At 55.5% G+C, this 18,378-nt stretch carries 11 protein-coding genes and 2 pseudogenes; 7 read left to right on the top strand and 6 right to left on the bottom strand.

The genetic code is table 11. The annotated features are described in order from the left end of the window. Positions 1-26: 26 nt before the first annotated feature. Positions 27-2,541: pseudogene (locus CKW32_RS09020) on the top strand (autotransporter outer membrane beta-barrel domain-containing protein). Here the strand turns inward: CKW32_RS09020 and CKW32_RS09015 are convergent. Together CKW32_RS09015 and CKW32_RS09010 are read right to left on the bottom strand one after the other, a co-directional pair. Then, a complete protein-coding gene (locus CKW32_RS09015; RefSeq protein WP_032885268.1) occupies positions 2,498-3,901 on the bottom strand; it encodes an amino acid permease in 1,404 nt (467 codons plus the stop codon). The pseudogene CKW32_RS09020 and the gene CKW32_RS09015 overlap by 44 nt on opposite strands. 68 nt (positions 3,902-3,969) lie before the next feature. Next, complete coding sequence (locus tag CKW32_RS09010; protein ID WP_095184652.1) at positions 3,970-5,004, bottom strand: histone deacetylase family protein; 1,035 nt, start codon at positions 5,002-5,004, stop codon at positions 3,970-3,972. 121 nt (positions 5,005-5,125) lie between these two features. On the opposite strand from CKW32_RS09010, the gene CKW32_RS09005 reads away from it, so the two are divergent. The 3 genes from CKW32_RS09005 (at position 5,126) to CKW32_RS28715 (ending at position 9,658) form a co-directional block, all read left to right on the top strand. Beyond that, a complete protein-coding gene (locus CKW32_RS09005) occupies positions 5,126-5,617 on the top strand; it encodes an Lrp/AsnC family transcriptional regulator (RefSeq protein ID WP_095184651.1) in 492 nt (163 codons plus the stop codon). A gap of 187 nt (positions 5,618-5,804) precedes the next feature. After that, complete coding sequence (locus CKW32_RS09000) at positions 5,805-7,970, top strand: TonB-dependent siderophore receptor (protein ID WP_095184650.1); 2,166 nt, start codon at positions 5,805-5,807, stop codon at positions 7,968-7,970. Positions 7,971-8,164: 194 nt separating this feature from the next. Beyond that, positions 8,165-9,658 carry a methyl-accepting chemotaxis protein gene (locus CKW32_RS28715; RefSeq protein ID WP_032885273.1) on the top strand — a complete coding sequence of 498 codons (1,494 nt, stop codon included), beginning with the start codon at positions 8,165-8,167 and terminating at the stop codon, positions 9,656-9,658. A gap of 262 nt (positions 9,659-9,920) precedes the next feature. On the opposite strand, the gene CKW32_RS08990 is transcribed toward CKW32_RS28715, so the two are convergent. Both CKW32_RS08990 and CKW32_RS08985 read right to left on the bottom strand, forming a co-directional pair. Further along, on the bottom strand, positions 9,921-11,573 hold the full coding sequence (locus tag CKW32_RS08990) for a methyl-accepting chemotaxis protein (RefSeq protein ID WP_177434264.1): 1,653 nt from the start codon (positions 11,571-11,573) through the stop codon (positions 9,921-9,923). A 624-nt stretch (positions 11,574-12,197) separates the two neighbouring features. After that, on the bottom strand, positions 12,198-13,013 hold the full coding sequence (locus tag CKW32_RS08985; protein WP_095184648.1) for a hypothetical protein: 816 nt from the start codon (positions 13,011-13,013) through the stop codon (positions 12,198-12,200). A 1,277-nt stretch (positions 13,014-14,290) separates the two neighbouring features. Here CKW32_RS08985 and CKW32_RS08975 point away from each other — a divergent pair. Next, positions 14,291-14,851, top strand: a pseudogene (locus CKW32_RS08975) (thioesterase family protein). A 189-nt stretch (positions 14,852-15,040) separates the two neighbouring features. Here the strand turns inward: CKW32_RS08975 and CKW32_RS08970 are convergent. Beyond that, complete coding sequence (locus CKW32_RS08970; protein ID WP_095184647.1) at positions 15,041-15,472, bottom strand: M48 family metallopeptidase; 432 nt, start codon at positions 15,470-15,472, stop codon at positions 15,041-15,043. A 976-nt stretch (positions 15,473-16,448) separates the two neighbouring features. Here CKW32_RS08970 and CKW32_RS08960 point away from each other — a divergent pair. Together CKW32_RS08960 and CKW32_RS08955 are read left to right on the top strand one after the other, a co-directional pair. Further along, positions 16,449-16,904, top strand: a complete 456-nt coding sequence (locus CKW32_RS08960) for a VOC family protein (RefSeq protein WP_095184645.1) — start codon at positions 16,449-16,451, stop codon at positions 16,902-16,904. Positions 16,905-17,078: 174 nt separating this feature from the next. Next, a complete protein-coding gene (locus CKW32_RS08955) occupies positions 17,079-17,510 on the top strand; it encodes a VOC family protein (protein WP_095184644.1) in 432 nt (143 codons plus the stop codon). Between the two features lie 246 nt (positions 17,511-17,756). On the opposite strand, the gene gstA is transcribed toward CKW32_RS08955, so the two are convergent. Then, entirely contained in the window at positions 17,757-18,362 is a 606-nt protein-coding gene (gene gstA, locus CKW32_RS08950) for a glutathione transferase GstA (protein ID WP_095184643.1), read from the bottom strand. Positions 18,363-18,378: the final 16 nt, after the last annotated feature.

Here is an 18,378-nt window from a genome sequence, read left to right as displayed (position 1 = left end):
CCCAACGGACCGGCGCCAGCCTGATTATGGCGTCAGCAGCATGGCTGTTGAGCTGTTCAAGCACTGCTCAGGCGTGCACCTTCACCATCACGCCAGGTGACGATGTGGTGACCTGCACCAGCGGCGCGGGGGGCAACCTCATTGATGCGCAAGGTAACAACAGTCTGATATTTCCCTCCGGCAACGGCAGCGTGTTGGGCGTCGGTTATGGCGCGGGCAATGACCTCATCGAGATGAACACCGCAGATGCGGTCATCGGCACCAGTGGGGTCAACATGGGCGATGGCGCGAATATCTTTCGCCTGTTCCAGGGGGCGGTCAACAGTGTGATCTTGCAGGGCTCCGGTGCCGATGTGATGCAAATCAGCGGCGGTACGGCCGGTGGAATTTTCCAGGGCGCCGGATTGGACAAATTCTCCATGAGCGGCGGCACGATCACATCCCTTGCCCAAGGGGATGGCATCGACGACTTCGCCATGAGCGGCGGCACCATCACAGGCGCCTTTGAAGATGGCGACCACGGATTGATGACCGGCGGCAGCATCGGACGCGTCGACATGAAACTCGACAACAACCTGTTTGATATGCGTGGCGGCACCGTTGTCGGCAACTTCGTCACCGGCTTTGGCGACGACACGATCCTGGTATCGGGCACCAGTTTCATTGGCGGTAACCTCAGCGTCAGCGGCGGGTCCGACATCATCGTCATCAAGGGTGGCAGGATTGCCGGGGAAATTCGCATGAGCGCGGGGAATGACCAGTTCGAGTGGAACGGCGCGGGCCAACTCGACTCGGCAGTACTGCTGGCCGGCGATAACGACACGGCGCTGCTGAAAAACCTGACCGAAGCCATTGTCGCCCCTACTCCCGTTGTGGACGGCGGAACGGAGAACGATACCCTGACGTTCGACAACAGCCAGGTCAGCACACCGCAACGTTATCAGAACTGGGAAATCGTCAACCTGGACAACAATTCGAGCCTGTCCCTCGGCGGCACCTTCACACTGGGTGATGCCGCTACCGGGACCGGCACCATGAACGTGAATGGCAGCTCGGCATTGCGGGTCAGCACAGGGATCATCAATCCGTTTACCGCCGGCCAACTGACGACCCTGAACAACAGCGGCCTGATCGACATGACCACGGGCAGCTCCGGCACCAGCGATACCTTGACCGTCAATGGCAACTACAACGCCAGCGGCGGCCAACTCGCGCTGCAAAGTGTATTGGGTAGCGACGGTTCGCCCAGCGACAAACTGGTAATCAGCCAGGGGACCATCCAGGGGAGTACGAGCATTCGCGTCACTAACCTCGGCGGCGCAGGCGCCGCTACGCTGCAAGATGGTATCCAGGTGGTGCAGGCGCTCAACGGCGCCACCGGCAGCGGCACCGCCTTTACCCTTGGCGCGCCGGTGTCTGCCGGCGCGTTCGACTATTACCTGTTCAAGGGCGGCGTCACCGCCGGCACCGCAGAAAACTACTACCTGCGTTCGACCATCCCGGTGGTGCCGCCGAACCCGGTCATTATCGTGCCGTTGCCTGTCCCCATTCCCGATGAACCACCACTGCCGCCCAACCCTGGGACAGAGCCGATTCCCATCTACCGCCCGGAAGTGCCGCTCTACGCCGCGCTGTTTCCCGCCGCCCAGCAAATCGTGCAAGGCATGCTAGGCACCTTTCACCAGCGCATGGGTGACCAGAGCCAGCAACAGCAGACCGGCGCTTTATCGGCCGGGTGGGGTCGGGTCTACGGCAACAGCAGTCGCCAGAGTTTCGCCGGCACGGTGAGCCCGACGTTGGACAGTTCGGTAACGGGCTTCCAGGTGGGCAGCGATCTCTATGCCAGCGCCATGGGCGATGGCCAGCAACGCCTGGGGTTTTTATAGCCGTTTGCGGGGCACAGTCAAAGGCTTCAACGGCGGCCGGGAGGACAAGAACGCCGGCAAAACCACCTTGCGCGGTGACAGCCTGGGCGTGTACTGGACGTTGATCGGCGCCAACCAGGCCTACCTTGACCTGGTGTTAATGGGCACACGCTTCAATGGCAACAACGAGTCGGACCGTGGTGTGAAGATGAAAACCCGCGGGCACAACGTCACAGCCTCCGCCGAAGTCGGCTGGCCGATCCCGGTGACGACCAACTGGGTCGCGGAACCCCAGGCACAACTGATCGTCAGCAAGACCACGTTGAATAGCCAAAACGACGGGGTTTCCGACGTGTCCTATGACGCCGATACCCACCTGACCACGCGCCTGGGAATCCGCCTGCGCGGCGACTACCAAGTGCGTGGCATGCCACTGGTGCCTTATGTACGGGCGAATGTCTGGCACACCCGCGCCGGACAGAACACCGTGACCTTTGCCGACGTCACCGACATCGACACCGAGCAGAAGTCCACCACCCTGGACCTCAGCGTCGGTGCAACGTTGAAGGTCACCCAAGACATCAGCGTTTACAGCGAGGTGGGCTACAACCGCAACCTGGACAGCAACACCTTCAACGGCCGCCAAGGGACGGTTGGCCTGAGAATGGCGTTCTGATCTGGTAGGCAATCGCCAGCCAGATAAACCAGGCAGGCATCACATACAGGGCCAGGCGTGTGTCTGGCCGCAACGCCAGCAGGCAGAGCACGAACGCAAGGAAACCCAGGGAAAACCAAGCCATCGGCACACCGCCGGGCATCTTGTAAGTGGACTTGGCGTGCAGGTCCGGGCGTTTTTTACGGTAAGCGATGTACGACGCGAGAATCGTCGACCACGTAAAAATCACCAGGATCGCCGAGACCGTCGACACAATGGTGAAGGCGGTCATCACCTCCGGCACCACAAACAGCAACACCAAGCCGAGCAGCATCAATACCGTGGTGAAGGCCAGGCTGAACAACGGAACGCTGCTGTTGGACAAGCGTCGGAAAACACCTGGCGCATCCCCCAGATCGGCCAACCCGAACAACATGCGGCTGGCGGAAAACACCCCGCTGTTGGCCGAGGACGCCGCCGAGGTGAGTACCACGAAATTGACGATGCCCGCAGCCGCAGGAAACCCCGCCACCAGGAACAGCTCTACAAACGGGCTTTTGCTCGGCGACACCTGCTGCCACGAGGTCACGGCGATGATGCACGCCAGTGCCAGCACGTAGAACAGAATGATGCGCAACGGAATCGAATTGATTGCCTTGGGCAACGTCTTCTCCGGCGCACGGGTTTCGGCCGCGGCGGTGCCGATCAGCTCGGTGCCGGCAAAGGAGAAAATCGCCATCTGGAACCCGGCGAAAAAGCCGAACAGGCCGTTGGGAAACGCCGCCTGTTTGTCCAGCAAATGCGACAGCGATGCAGTGACGCCGGTGGGTGAGACAAACGAGCCAGCGATCAGCACCACGCTCACGCCGATCAGGGTCACCACGGCGATGATCTTGATGATTGCGAACCAGAACTCCACTTCGCCGAACAACCTGACAGTCAGCGCATTCAACGCGAACAACGTTAATAGCATGCCCACCGCCGGCATCCACGCTGGCAGGTCCGGGAACCAGTACTGGAAAAACCCGCCGACCACCACCGCATCCCCCACCACCGCCACGCTCCAGCTCAGCCAGTACGACCAGCCGAGAAAAAACGCGGCGCGCGGTCCCAGGTAGGCGCCGGCAAAGTCGGCAAAGCTCTTGAAGTTGAGGTTGGACAGCAGCAGCTCGCCCATGGCGCGCATCACGAAATACACAAACAGCCCGATGATCATGTAGATCAGGATGATCGAGGTGCCGGACAGCGCAATGATCTTGCCGGAGCCCATGAACAGGCCGGTGCCGATCGCACCGCCCATGGCCATCAGCTGGATATGACGGTTGCTCAGGGTGCGTTGCAACGCAGGCTTTTCGCAAAGCCCGGACGTAGTTGTTTTCATCACAAAACCTCTTGTTATGTTTTTGAGTTTTGGCAGAAAAAAGTTGGGCGGTCGTTGTTATTAGGGGGTCAGGCGGTTTTGCTTTCGAAACCGTGCAACACGTTGACGGCATTGATGCCGATCTCATCGACCATGTAGCCCCCTTCCATCACGAACAACGTCGGCACGCCCACGCTGGCGATGATCTCGCCCATACCGAGGAAGTCTTCGCTGTCGAGGAGGAAGTGGCTGATGGGGTCGTCCTTGAACGTGTCGACGCCGAGGGAAATCACCAGCACTTCAGGGGCGAAGTGTTTGAGCCGCTGGCACGCGTCGGCGAGGGCAATTTTGTAGTGATCCCAGGTGGTGTTTTTCGGCAACGGATAATTCAGGTTGAAGCCCTCCCCTGCACCCTTGCCGCGCTCGCTGTTGGCGCCGGAAAAGTACGGGTAGGACACGGCGGGCTCGCCATGCAGGGAGATAAACAGCACATCCGAGCGGTCGTAGAAAATGTTCTGTGTGCCGTTGCCATGGTGGAAATCCACGTCCAGTACCGCAACGCGTTTGGCGCCTTGAGTGATGGCCTGTTGTGCGGCAATCGCGGCGTTGTTGAGGTAGCAATAACCGCCCATGTATTCGCGGGCGGCATGGTGGCCGGGTGGGCGGCACAGGGCAAAGGCGCTGTTGTGGCCCTCATCGATGAGCGCGAGGCCAGTGAGTGCAATGTCCGCGCTGGTCTTCACCGCCTGCCACGTGGTTGCGGTAATCGGCGAACCGGCGTCCATGGCATAGAACCCCAGCTTGCCGTCGATGAAATCCGGCACCTGTTCATTGGCCAGATCGCGCACCGGCCATACCAGCGGCAGCGCGTCATGGCTGCGGCCGATGGCGGTCCATTCGGCCCATGCGGTTTCAAGGAAGGAGACGTAGCGCTCGCTGTGGGCATTGACGTAACAGGCGCGGTCAAAGGCGCGCGGCACGATGATATCGCCGAGCCCGACGTGCTGGACGCGGTCACGCACGGTGTCGGCGCGGCTCGGTTGCTCGAACGAAGGCTTGAGTACGCCATCCTTCAATTCGGTGCCATGGTGCAAACGGTGGGCATCGCTAAAAACAGTCAGCATGTGTATACATCCGCCAGTAAAAGACAGGGTCTATTTTGTTCTGGCGGTGCGGGGCTTTCTTTGCTTTTAGTTCTTGCGCTGTTAGTTTTATCGGGATTTTTTACCCCTATTACAGGCGAATATGAAAAATAAAACCAAGCAGGTCGTTCTTGACGACACCGATCTCGCCATCCTCGCCTTGCTGCAGGAAGACGCGAGTATTTCCAACGCCCAACTCAGCGAGCGTCTGGCCCTGAGCCTCACGCCGTGCTGGCGCCGCCGCAAGCGCCTGGAAGAAGAAGGCGTGATCAAGGACTACCAGGCCAATCTGGATCGCAAGCTGCTCGGCCTGGACATCATGGCGTTTGTGCATGTGCGCTTTGCCATCCACACCGACCACGCGCCGGACGCCTTCGAAGCGGTGGTCAAGGAACTGCCTCAGGTGCTGTCGTGCCACAAAATCACCGGGGATGCGGATTATCTATTGCAGGTGCTGGCGGAAGATCTCGACAGCTACAGCGAGTTTGTAGAGAGCGTCCTGCGGCGACAATTGGGGATCGCGTCGATCCAGTCGAGCCTGGCGCTGCGCGAAGTGAAAGCGACAAGCCGGGTCGCGATTCCGAGGCGCGATTGAACACCGTCCATGAACGCTCGAAAACGGCAGGTGCTGGCGAAAGGCCTGCCATGCAGATGTGAAAAAATCGTTAACTAATTCATCCCTATGGCTTTTTCCTACAGAATCAATCTGTCACACTGATGCGAATAATTATCAACGCTTTTATTATTCGCCAGGGAAAGGCACTTAGGGGAGAGCTCGTTCGATGCCTGTGCACCAGCCCGGCGGTAAAGGTTTTACACCCAGTTTGATCGCGTTGGCGGTCTGTCTCGCCACCTCGCACGCGGCCTTCGCCGCCGACGCCGAAGCACCGGTCACCACCCTGGAACTGGGCGCCACCCAAATCTCCGGCGAGCAGCAGTTGGGCGAAACCACTGAGGGCACGCAGTCCTACACCACCGGCGCGATGAAGACCGCGACCAAGTTGCCACTCACCCTGCGTGAAACGCCACAAGCCGTCACCGTGATTACGCGCCAGCGCATGGATGACCAAGCAATGACCAGCATCAACGACGTGGTCAACGCAACGCCCGGGTTGTTCCTGAATTACTCCAACGGACCGGGCCGGCAGTCCTATACCTCGCGCGGTTTCGACATCGACAACCTGATGTATGACGGTATTCCGAGCGGCTATAACGGCGTTTCAGTCGGCGCGCAGCCCAACCTGGCGATGTTCGACCGCGTTGAAGTGGTGCGCGGCGCGACCGGCCTGGTGACCGGCGCGGGCAACCCGTCGGCCGCCATCAACCTGATCCGCAAGCGGCCCCTGGACGAGCAGAAAGTCACCCTGACCGGCGCCGCTGGCAGCTGGGACAACTACCGTGGCGAACTCGACGCCTCCAGCCCGCTCAATGACAGCGGCACCTGGCGCGGCCGGGTGGTCACCTCCTACCGCGACGCCAACAGCTTCATCGACAACGCCGAGGAGTATCACGGCCTGTTCTATGCCGTCACCGAAGCTGACTTGGGTGAAGACACCACCCTGACCCTCGGCTACTCAAACCAGAAGGACAAGACCAATTACTTCTGGGGTTCCTCAATGATCGGTCAGGATGGCCATCACCTCGACCTGCCCCGCTCCTACAACCCCGGCACCGACTGGGAGAACAAGGACCAGGAGATCAACACGGTCTTCGCCGAACTGCGCCAGCAACTGGCCAACGACTGGAAGCTGCAGGTCAACGCCAACTACGCCGAGCAGAAAGCCTTGTTCTCGGGCTCGTATCAATCGCGCTGGGCTGCTGACAAATCACTGGCGCGAACCGTCTACCAGGCCGCCTACGACGAAAATCAGGCTGGCGTCGACGCCTTCGTCAGCGGCCCGTTCCAGGCGTTCGGGCGCACCCATGAGCTGGTGGTCGGTGCCAGCCGCCGCATCTACGACATGACCAGCCACGACTACAGCCCGTACGACACCAATTGGCCGATTACCGCAGGCAAACCGGACTTCGTCCACACCACCGACACCCGTGAAATCACCACCCAGGACGGCTTCTACCTGACCACGCGCCTGAGCCTGGCCGACCCGCTCAAGCTGATCCTCGGCGGGCGCCTGGACTGGTATGACTACGATGCCCATGGCAGCAACAGCGGCGACTACAAAGTCACCCGAAACCTGACGCGCTACGCGGGTTTGATCTACGAGTTGGATGACCATCACTCGGTCTACGTCAGCTACAGCGACATTTTCACGCCGCAAACCGCCAAAGACAGTTCGGCGACCCCGGTCAAGCCGATTGTCGGCAAAAACTACGAGGTCGGCGTTAAAGGCGAATACTTGGGCGGCGCGCTGAATGCCAGCGTCGCACTGTTCCGCGTCGATCAGGAAAATCGTGCCACCAAAGTGACCGTGCAAAACTGCCCGCAGACCGAGTGCTATGAAGCCTCCGGCGAGATTCGCAGCCAGGGTATCGACTTCGAACTGCAAGGCGCCCTCACCGAGAACTGGCAGGTCGGCGGTGGCTACACTTACGCGCGCACCCACACCATCAAGGACGAAGCCAACCCGCAGCTTGTCAACAAGCAGTACGACACCGACACCCCGGAGCACTTGTTCAAACTGACCACCCGCTACAACCTCCAGGGCGCGCTGGAGAAATTCCGGGTGGGCGGCAACATCTCCTGGCAGAGCCGCATGTACAACGACGTCAAGCTGGCTGACGGCAGCACCTACCGCCTGCAACAAGGCGCCTACGCCGTCACCGACTTGATGGCCGGCTACAGGGTCAACGACAACCTGGACCTGCAGCTCAACGCCAACAACATCTTCGACCGCAGCTACTACTCAACCATCGCCAACTCCGTGGACTACGGCGGCGACAGCTACGGCACCCCACGCAACATGATGCTGACGGCCAAATACACCTTCTGATCGTCATCAGGGCTGCCCGCTCGGGCAGCCTTTCCTCCTGGCAGTGGCGCTTAAAGCTCTCTCCCCAACTGCCGATAAGCTTTTGCTTCCCCCGTACCTGCAAAAATCCTGATACCTGCTTTGCTCTGTAGCAGCGCGCCATCGTGGCACGCCGCATGCTTTGTTCCTGGCCACACCACAGGGAGTAAGAGTGAATGCCCGTCCGCACGCGTTTTCTAGAGCACTACCGCAAAGCCGACCGCATCATGCTGGCGTTGATCTGGCTGATGACGCTGTTCTCCGTAGGCCTGGCGTTCTGGCACGACACCTTGATCCAAGCAATCGTAGTCGGTGGCGGCACAAGCCTGCTGCTCACCGCGCTCTACCGCGCCATCGGCGGCACGCGCGTGATGCGCTGCGCACTGGGCGCTGGTCTGATGGTCATGGCCGCGCTGCATATCAACCAGGCACAAGGCGTGATCGAAGCCCACTTCGGAATTTTCGCCCTGCTGGCGGTGCTGACGTTTTACCGCGACTGGCTGCCGATCCTCGTGGCCGCACTCACCATCGCCGTGCACCACGTGGTCTTCCATGCCTTACAGCATCAAGGCTTCCCGGTCTTCGTGATGGAACACCACGGCGGCTGGACCATGGTGTTTGTGCATGCTTTCTACGTGGTGATGGAAACCGTCGCCCTGCTCTACCTCGCCGTGCACAGCCAGGCCGAAGCCGTCGAGAGCCAGGAAATGCTCGAAAAAATGCTCGCTGTCACCACCCAGCTCACCGTGGAAACCGCACAAGGTGAAGGCAAGGCGCATATGTCCCTGGCCAAGCGCTTCGACCACTTCCTGCAACAGATCACCGGGCTCATTGACGGCGTCTCCCGCGACTCCCACGGCCTCGGCCAACTCGGACAAGAACTGGCCCACGCCAGCGGCACCCTGGAAAAAGGCGCACGCCACCAACTGGCCGAAATCGCACAAATGACTGACTCCATGCAGCGCATGGAACACGCCATGGGCAACATTACGGTGCACGTCGAGGAAGCGGTCGCGCACGCCGACGTCGCCAGCCAACAAATCCTGCGCGGCCAGGAAAGCGTCGGCCGCGCCCAACACGAAATCACCCAACTGGCCACACGCCTCACCGACACCCATCAGACCGTTCAAGGCTTGGCCGTGCAGGCCGAACAGATCGGCTCGGTGCTCGACGTCATCAGCAGCATCGCCAACCAAACCAACCTCCTCGCCCTCAACGCCGCCATCGAAGCCGCCCGCGCCGGTGAACAAGGCCGCGGCTTCGCCGTCGTCGCCGACGAAGTGCGCAACCTGGCGCAACGCACAGCGGTTTCCACCCAGGAAATCAAAACCATCATCGAAGGCTTGCAGCAAGGCAGCCGCGAAGCCGTCGAAGCCATGCAGGACAGCCGCCAGGGCGTAGAACGTTGCGTGGAAGACAGCCAGGTTGCGGTGCAAATGCTAAAGGCAGTAGGCAATGACATCACCCGAATCGATGCGCTGAACGGGCGGATCGTCAGCACTACGCGGGAACAGACCTCAGCAAACCTGGAGATCGTCGGGCGCTTGCAGTCGGTGCAGGGCATCGCGCAGAGCACGGCACAGGATGTAGAGATGCTGGCCAGGAGCAGCGAACAACTGCCGCCGATTGCGGTGCGGTTAGACGCGTTGGGGCGCCGGTTTCATCCGTGAGGTGGTGATCTTCGAAAGGCCTCGGCGTTGTGTTGATCGCGCGCTTGGGCCTATTTGAAATACGTCGTGAGAGATAACTTCAGGCCAATAGCAGCGGTTCGAGTTCCGCCGCTTGCGTACCCAGTTCTAAAGAGAGAATACGAGATCGAGAAGCTATACAGGTCGTTCTGATGTAGGTGCTTGCGCTGATTATTGACCGTAATGCTGAGTGTGGCTCAACTCAAGTGCCCCTCAATTCATAGACGCAATCTTAATAAACTCGTCAAACCTTAAAGTTACCTATTTGCTGCTGTAGCACGGCTCCGAGCTCGGCCAAGTTAGTACTTGAACGGGCAGTGCGTTCGCACGATAAAGCTGAATCATCCGCAATATTGCGAACCGACGTAACACTCCGGTTAATTTCTTCCGCGACGCAACTTTGTTCCTCACCTGCAGTAGCGATTTGTCTTACCATCTGCTGGATGTTGTCAATCATCTCCACGATGGTTTCAACCGAGCCCCCAGTGTTTGAAACCTGTATTACAGTTTCATCCGTCAAACCGCGGCACACTTCCATCATCCCAGCAGCTTCTTCGGCTATTTTTTGCAGATTGGCAGTCAGCGCTCCAATTTCCAGGGTTGCGCCCTGAGTTCGTTTGGCGAGCGTTCTCACCTCATCGGCCACCACCGCAAATCCTCGACCAGCATCGCCCGCCCTAGCAGCCTCAATAGCGGCATTTAACGCCAACAAGTTGGTTTGATCGGCGACAGACGTTATGACCTGCAATACCCCGCCTATATTCAGGCTCTCTATCCTGAGTTGTGCCATGGCTGCGGCAGATTTTGATACTTCAGATGCGAGACGTTTTATTTGGGTTATTGCTTCTTTTGCCATGGTTCCGCCGGTCTGCGCTTGGAGGTTAGCGGTGAGCGCCGCATGGGCTGCTTCCTCAGAGTTGCGTGCAACTTCGAGGGTGGTTGCTACCATTTCGTGAATCGCAGTGGCGACTTGGTCGATTTCAGTTCTCTGATTACCAACCCCGATGCGGGTCTGCTCTGTCGCTGCGGAAAGGTCAACGGCTGCATCAGAAATTACGCCCGATGACGTATTAACCTGACTAATAAGCAGGCTCAGGCGTGACTGCATTTCACCCAAGGAGGACAGCACACTGCCGGCCGCTGACATTTTCGCTTCAAGAATCGGGCGCAAGTCACCACTGGCAACGCGCTGAGCGATGGTGGACAAGACAGTTGGCTCTGCACCAAGAGCACGTGATAAGCCACGAACTATTAGAGTAGTCAGCACTACCCCGATGACAATTGCTACTGCGCAGAAAAACATCAGAAGATTACGGGTGTCTTTATAATCGTTCTGCGCATCACTAATGCTAGCCAGCGCTAGACCTGAGTTAAAACTCTTGTAAGTTGTAACGCTAGCCACCAGTTTCTTTAGGAGTGGCAAGCATTCGTTATTCATCATATTAATAGCCGCTTTTGCATCGCCAGTAACGGCTAACCGCTTGATTTCCAAAGCAATCGGACCATACGCTTTCTCAATCTCCTCAATGTTAGCAACTAAGCTCCGAGCGTTATTACCATCAACGGATGGAGGCAAGGCAGCGACTCCAGCCACTAACGCTGACAAAATACTTTTAACCTTCTGATGTTCGATATTTACGGTATCGGCCTCGGCCTGTCTGTCAGCTGCCGAGGTGACCAGCACGAGGTTTCGTGCTGAGATCGCACGTTGCTGCGCAGCGAGCAATAGATCATTCATCAGGCCCATGCGCTTATTCAAACCGTCCACATAACTTGAGAAGCGTAGATTTGATCCATTTAAGCTAGTGACAGAAAATGCAGAGATCATAAAAATAATCACTACCATCAAGCCCAAACTTAACAACAACCTCTTCCGCACCGACAAGGAATTTAACATGCTGACTCTCCGATTTTTTAGTATTCTCACGGCGCAGACAGGGATATGGCGCATTGACACTATGCGGCGCCAGATGGCAGTAATTCAAGACTTAAATCGGGTTACGGTACTAAAGTACTAAATTGAAACTCAAACAATCCAATCGAACTACCTGCACCATCTAAACGCATCTATATGAATGGATTTTTATTCTAGGGTGGCTATTTACTTCAAACTCTATAGTTAAAACAGGAGCCGCGTTATATTTAACTCAATTACATTTTATCAAGCCCCATAACGAGCCATAGGCCCAATAGCCTCCTACAGAGAAGGCTGCCCTGGCGGGCTTTTTAGCGTCTGCTGAAAACCAAGGTCTCGGCCTCCTAACTGTTCGAAATGCGCGTCAGATTTACGGTCGCACCAATCGGTCGAAATACCGCACCCTTTTGCAAACAGTGGCAATGCTTAACGTTGGCCATAGCTTGTGCCTGCGAATAGAGGAGCAAGCCTGGTGGCTTGCAGTGGTCCATGAAAGACTGCTTTCGGCCATTAGCCGACATTCACGAAAGACGGCTTTCGACCCAGAGTGTGTAAAAACGCTTCGTCATTGATCCGTGCAGCGACACATTGGTTGCTTTGGACTGGTCAGATCGTCGAAAGAGCAGTCGCTTTTTCTAAGACGGCTTGTAACATCTGCTCCGGTGATTGTTCCTTGTTGAAGAAGCTCGGGGACAATTTATCAGAGTCGTTTTCAGTCGATTGCCTGAGCAGGGCGAGCGGCCCCGATTGTCCTGACTGCTCTTGGTAAAGACTTTTTATACTGTCCCTAAAGCCATCAGGGTATGCCGCTTTCTCGACCCCTGGAAGATCATCGAAATAGTCCATGATGCCTTTGAAGATTTCACTGTTGTCACCGCCGTTCGTTATATTGGCGTACAACTTGGAAAAATATTTTTCATCCTGCTTACTAAGCTCCCCATAAGCGGCATATCGTTCTGCATCTGTATAGGTTCCTGAATCATCATAAACAATATTGCTTAGCCCGTTTCGGGCCATACCTTCAAATGGGTTTGGAAGTTTTTCGGGGGGGAGTTTAGAAAGCCCAATTGCGTAATCTAGTGACTGCAGACCTAACGCCAAACGGGTAGGGTCGTCTGTTTTGGGAAGTAGATCCTCGTTATTAAGATTCCCGCCAGCAATCCGCTGCCCGAAATTGTACATATCGCTCTGACCTTTTGCATATTGTCCTTTTAAATCCCTATTGGACATAGAGGCTTGTTTGTCATCAGCGTTACTTAATGCGTACAGTGCCCGTGCAGAATCGGAGATTGTGACGGTCTCGGTCGTCTTGAGGGCGGCATCCCCTGAAGGTAAATTTACAGGGTTGGACGAAGGAAGCTTCTCTTGTGTAGAAGGCTTTGCCTGTGTACTTGCTTGATACGATTTGATCGAAATATCCATGGTAATACTCCATGCGCTGAAAATAGCACGAGAGCTATCTTCAGCTAGAGTGCCTATACAAATGTCGGATTATTTTATTTCATATTCGACAGTGTAGTTATAGGGAGGCGCCGATTGAATTGCTGTGACATTGGCGTTGCAAGTAGCGTTATCTGAACCAGTGCTAGTGCCCATTTTAGTCAAGCTAGAGGTTTTAGTCGTTGGATTGACCTAGTGCCTTGCTGCAAAACGACATTCTTATTGCCTGAAGTATAGACGAATCGCATTCCTGAAACCGTATCAGCGACACTGGTCAGGGTAAATGTCGTCGTTGCAGAAGGCAGAATCGTACTTGGAGTGGGGGCTACACTCCCGAAAAAGTACTCGAAAGTGTACGCGGCTGGACCAGTCGTAGAGTCCTTCAACTTCACGGTGACGATTGTGCCTGCTTGGGCACATGCAATCATAGAGGCGAATAAAGTTGCTGCCCCGAACAGTTTAGCGAATCTCATAAATATCCCTTTAATTTTGATAGTCACTATAACTATTGTCCTTCCGCGTCGTCTTGTATAGAAAAAATAGTAAGACTCAACCTTTATAGCGGCAGGTAACCAGAATTCTTTAAGCCAAGGGTTGGTGTTTTTAACACATCGGATGAGTAAAGATTTCACAACCTGCAGGAACTAAAACATATCCAGCCTGTACCCCTTCAATTTCAATAGCTTGCGCAGTGGTCCTGGTTGCCGCTACCGGTTATCACCATAGTCATGGTACATAGGTTGAGTTACTAATTTTCGCCATTGCCCGTCGGCACATTATTCTCGGCTCGTTTCGGTAGAAAGATGACCGCCTGTCTACGCGCAGAGGCTGCTGGGACGATTCAGCCAACGATTTCTATCTCTTCGGTCTCCCACCAGCGCTGACGTGCCTAAAACACTTTCCAATGTGTGATAGTGAGAAGAGGCCAGTCGGGTAGGCCAGCGGTCTGGACCCAAAGCTGACGGCGGCGAAAGGCAAAAGTCGGCCAGTCGCGGCCATTCGCTCAATTGAGTTTCAACCGCCTTCAGCTAGGACTAAGGCGACGTAATGAAACCCAATTGAGGATCAAGTGAAGTTGTTAGGAAGGTGTGTTGCCCGGACGGTTACAGCCTTGGAGCCAGATTTCACCATAAAACCACTAATCCTCTGGCAGCAGTGATTCAAATGCACTTTTAAGGCAAATTAAGTCATTTTCAGACCTACCTAGCCCACTCCTCACTCTTTAAAGTGCACCGATCATTCAACTATCGGTGTTTTTTATGAATCTATGGTTTCGGCTTCTGTTCATGCTACTCCGCCGACCGTGGCGCAACCCCGTAAAAGCTCTGGGGTCAACCGTCATCCGAATGCGCGTATGGCCTCTAGATCTTGACTTCAATCGACACGTCACCAATGGCCGATACTTCACACTCGCCGATGTCGGACGTATGGATTTCGTTCTGCGCAGTGGTGCGTATCGGGTGGCTATTAGAACGAAAGCGCTACCAATCGTAGGGGACACCTGGGGTAAATTTCGTCGTGAGCTTAAGCTGTTTGAAACGTTTTAAGTCCACACCAGAATGCTGGGCTGGGACGACAAATGGAGCTTTATGGAACATCGGTTTCTGAGCAAAGGACGGGTTATCGGAGTTGTAGTAATGCGGGGTCTATTTCGCGCATCTAAAGGGATTATTCCACCAGGCGAATTTGTTCGGGAGTTGGGACTACCCGAAAAGTCGCCAGCGATGCCGCAATGGCTGACATCGTGGTCGGCTAGCTGCGATGCGATGAGTGGCCAACTCAGAGAAGAAGAAAGCATCAGCGATCAGCAGTCCAGCTAACCTGCTGATGTTAAGAGCCCCCACTCATTGGTGTACGCTTCTATGTCGTAAGCCGAGGTCAGTCAGGAGATGAATTCCGCTATAGACACCATTGAGTGGCCGCTTCTGGCCGATTGCTGCCCGTCACTAGCGGCAGTTATCGGCCAATTATTGCCGCCGTCGAGCTTTTTTTATCGGCTGTTTCGATTTTTAAATCACGGCCCGCGTTTTTAGGAACGCGAAATACTTGGGGTCGTCGTTGTCAAAAATCTCATCTCCAGCCGCCATGTATGCTCGCATAAGTTCATCGGCGGCTCGATCAGTTTCCTCTTTCTCGTAAAGTGCTTGGCCCAAACGCAAATGCAAAAATGGATTGCCGACTGCATCGGGACAAGTCATCGCATACTCAAGGGCCTCTTTTGCGGAGGTAAAGAATCCTCCCTGAAAACAGGCATCGCCGATAGCGGCAAGCACCCATGTCGCCGCTTCCCAGTTATTTTTGGGTTCTGGAATCAACTCCCACGCTAGGTTGTACTGACCGATGGCAGCCTTGAAATCACCGCCGTCCAGATGTTCATCACCCAATTGGCAAAACGCCTTGATCTGCTCATGGGTCAACTCATCCAATTCGAAAGTTTCCATCTGAACTCCCTGTCTATAAGGCTCAACCGCGTGAGCCGCCGATTTTGCAACCAAGCTGGGCGATAAACAATCGTAAAAATCACGACGATATATAGGCCAGCTAACGGCCGATGGCCGCCTGTCGTGAGGGGCAGGGCATCGCTGCATGGCCTCATGTCGGTACAAAATTGGCAAGCAGCTATCAGGTCGGCTCTGTAGGGCAAGTACTACGTGGCCTACGGAATTAGCAGTTCCAATCCATCACCGAAAAGGCTGATGTTTTTCGCTCATGACCGGCAGCAGTCGACCCAATGTGAATACTGCAGAGATGAAATCACGCTCACTTAAAAGCAACCTTAGTCTCCGCACCAGCTTGACCAGCGAGCAAAGCTATTTCAGAGTTGATGAAAACCTCGCTCCAAGACAATTTGGTCGCGACGCACGCTATTAAATACATCTCACATTAGCGGCCCCCGAGTTCGTTTTTGACCCAAGCAAGGGTGCCTCCTGAGATAGCCATCGTGACTGGGATAGAGATATACCGGTTTCCGTCCGTCACTCGCATGCCGTCACGACGACATTCGAAGTGAACGGCCAGTCGTTCGTAGGTCTCAATGTCAATGCAATGCACGACGACTAAATAGCTTAAGTAATCATCTTGGCTCACTGTAGTGATCATACTTTTACAGCCCACCTCACAGGCCAGCTCGTCATTGGTGTCATAGCAGATAAATTCCGCTTTTGGCCCACTTCTGCCAGTGTCGACCGCTGTATTGGGTCGTTTTCTTACGTCTCGCGAGGGGCAGAAGACGGCCAAACGCTGGCAGCTACTTTTGTTCGCCATCAAGCGATGGACAGCTCCTCGCTTACCTCAGTTTGAGCAGGGGGTTATCGCCGAATTGGCGCATTTCTACACCGACAATATGGACTCATGAAGTCCATGGAATTTTGAGGGTCTCCGGCTCAACATTGACGCCGGTTCAACAGGGAGGCTGCAATGGATCTGAAGTTCAGTCACGTAGATGTACTGGTCAATAATCTCGAAGAAGCCTGTGCTTACTACGCACAGATACTTAATGCCAGGATATCCAAAACGCTCGTTTGGGAACGAGGTGGCCTGCATGTGCGCTACGCGATAGCGCTGATCGGTCAAGAGCGTTTCATGTTGGTACAGCCAATGGCGGGGAATCTGAGGGAGCTATTAGACTCCGCGGGAGAAGGGATGATTTATCGCCACTGCTATTCGACGCCGGACATCGAGAAGGCCTACGACGAACTGATGGTCGCCGGTGTTCAGCCACAAGACGAAAACGGAAAGCCATTGGCCCGCGCGAACCTGCAATCCCCATCCGGGACACGCATTATCTGGTTGCCCAAGCGCTTTGGGCACTTCTCCATCGAAATCCTGGAAGACAAGGCGTTAGAGGCATTTGTAGAGGATGCATTTTCCTGAGTTATGCGGCGATGAAGGTCTGCTTGCGGCCAGAAGCTGCCACTCAAAGCGACTCGATAACTCCCACCCAAGCGTGCATCATCATGCGCACCACGATCCCGCCCTGGCAGCGAAGCCGTAGGTGCAGAACCTGCCCGCTCACAAAAACAAGCATTTTGAAATGGAAGTCATCTCATGTTCGAACGTAACAAACTGGTTCCGGAGTTAATGGTCACCAACCTGGATAGCAGCCTGGCTTTTTGGGTTTCTCTTCTGGGGTTCAAAGTAGCTTATCAACGTTCGGATGACGGATTTGCGTACCTTGATTTGAATGGTGCTCAAGTAATGCTTGAGCAGATTGATCCGGACGCGGGTCAATGGCTGACTGCGCTATTGACCAAACCGTTTGGAAGAGGCATCAACCTACAGATTGATGTTGAGGCTGTCGCCCCCATCATCCAAAAACTTGTTCAGGCTGGATTTCCACTCTATCGAGAATGCAAAGACACCTGGTATCGGGCTGACAAAATAGAAGTAGGTCAGCGCGAATTCATCGTCCAGGATCCCGATGGTTATCTCGTAAGGTTGGTAGAGCGGTTGGGTGAGAGACCGGCTTGCTCAATCTGAACCTAAGCCAAGCCGACCGTCAGCTTTGGGTCGATAGCTGCCGGTGGCGACTGGCAGTCATCGGCCAATAGCTGACTATCACGAAGGGCAGCTATCGACCTATTGCAGCCTTTCAGCACCGGAGGATATCGGCCAAAAGCACACCTTGGAACGGCGAAAAAATCTCTCCTCTTTTCCTTCGAAAAGTTCTGTCAGCAAGGCCGGCCTCGCCAAACACTTCGAGCGTTTCGCCATAGAAACCTTCTCTTATCCCTCTTCTAGCCCTTCAGCATGGAGCGCGGCTTTGACTGCCGGACGGGCCTCAATCCGAGCCATGTAGCCTTTGAACTCCGAGAATGCGTCAAGCGAGATGTTGAAGTTTGCACACCAGCGAGCGAGGGCGAAGAGGTAGGCATCCGCAACGCTGAAGGTATCACCCAGGATATACGCGCGACCTTGAGCCAACACGCTGTTGAGGTAGGTCAGTTTTGCGATCACCGGGCGCTGCGCCGACGTGGCATCTGCTCCCGAAGCCAAGTAGAACAAAGGGGTGAAGGACTTGTGAAAGTCCGAAGACAGGTAGTTCAGCATCTCGTGCAAGCGTGCGCGTTCCAGGGTGCCATTGGCAGGCACCAAGGTCGGGGCATAGCGATCCGCGAGGTACTGGGTGATGGCCGGTCCCTCTGTCAGCAAGCCATCCTTTAACTCGAGGGCGGGTACCGTTCCCTTCGGGTTGGTCTGATAGTAGTCGTCGCCGGATGCGGTCTTGTGTTTCCACAGGTCGATTTTCTCCAACTCGTAAGGCAGTTCTGCTTCACGGAGCACAATGTGAACAGCCAGAGAGCACGAACCAGGGGAGTAATACAGCTTCATATTTGAATTCCTTATT

Origin of the sequence: Pseudomonas sp. Irchel 3H9 (assembly GCF_900187495.1) — a bacterium.
Taxonomy (GTDB): Bacteria; Pseudomonadota; Gammaproteobacteria; order Pseudomonadales; family Pseudomonadaceae; genus Aquipseudomonas; species Aquipseudomonas sivasensis.
Note: the sequence above shows the minus strand (reverse complement) of the source record. Positions and strands in the feature narration are given on the sequence as shown.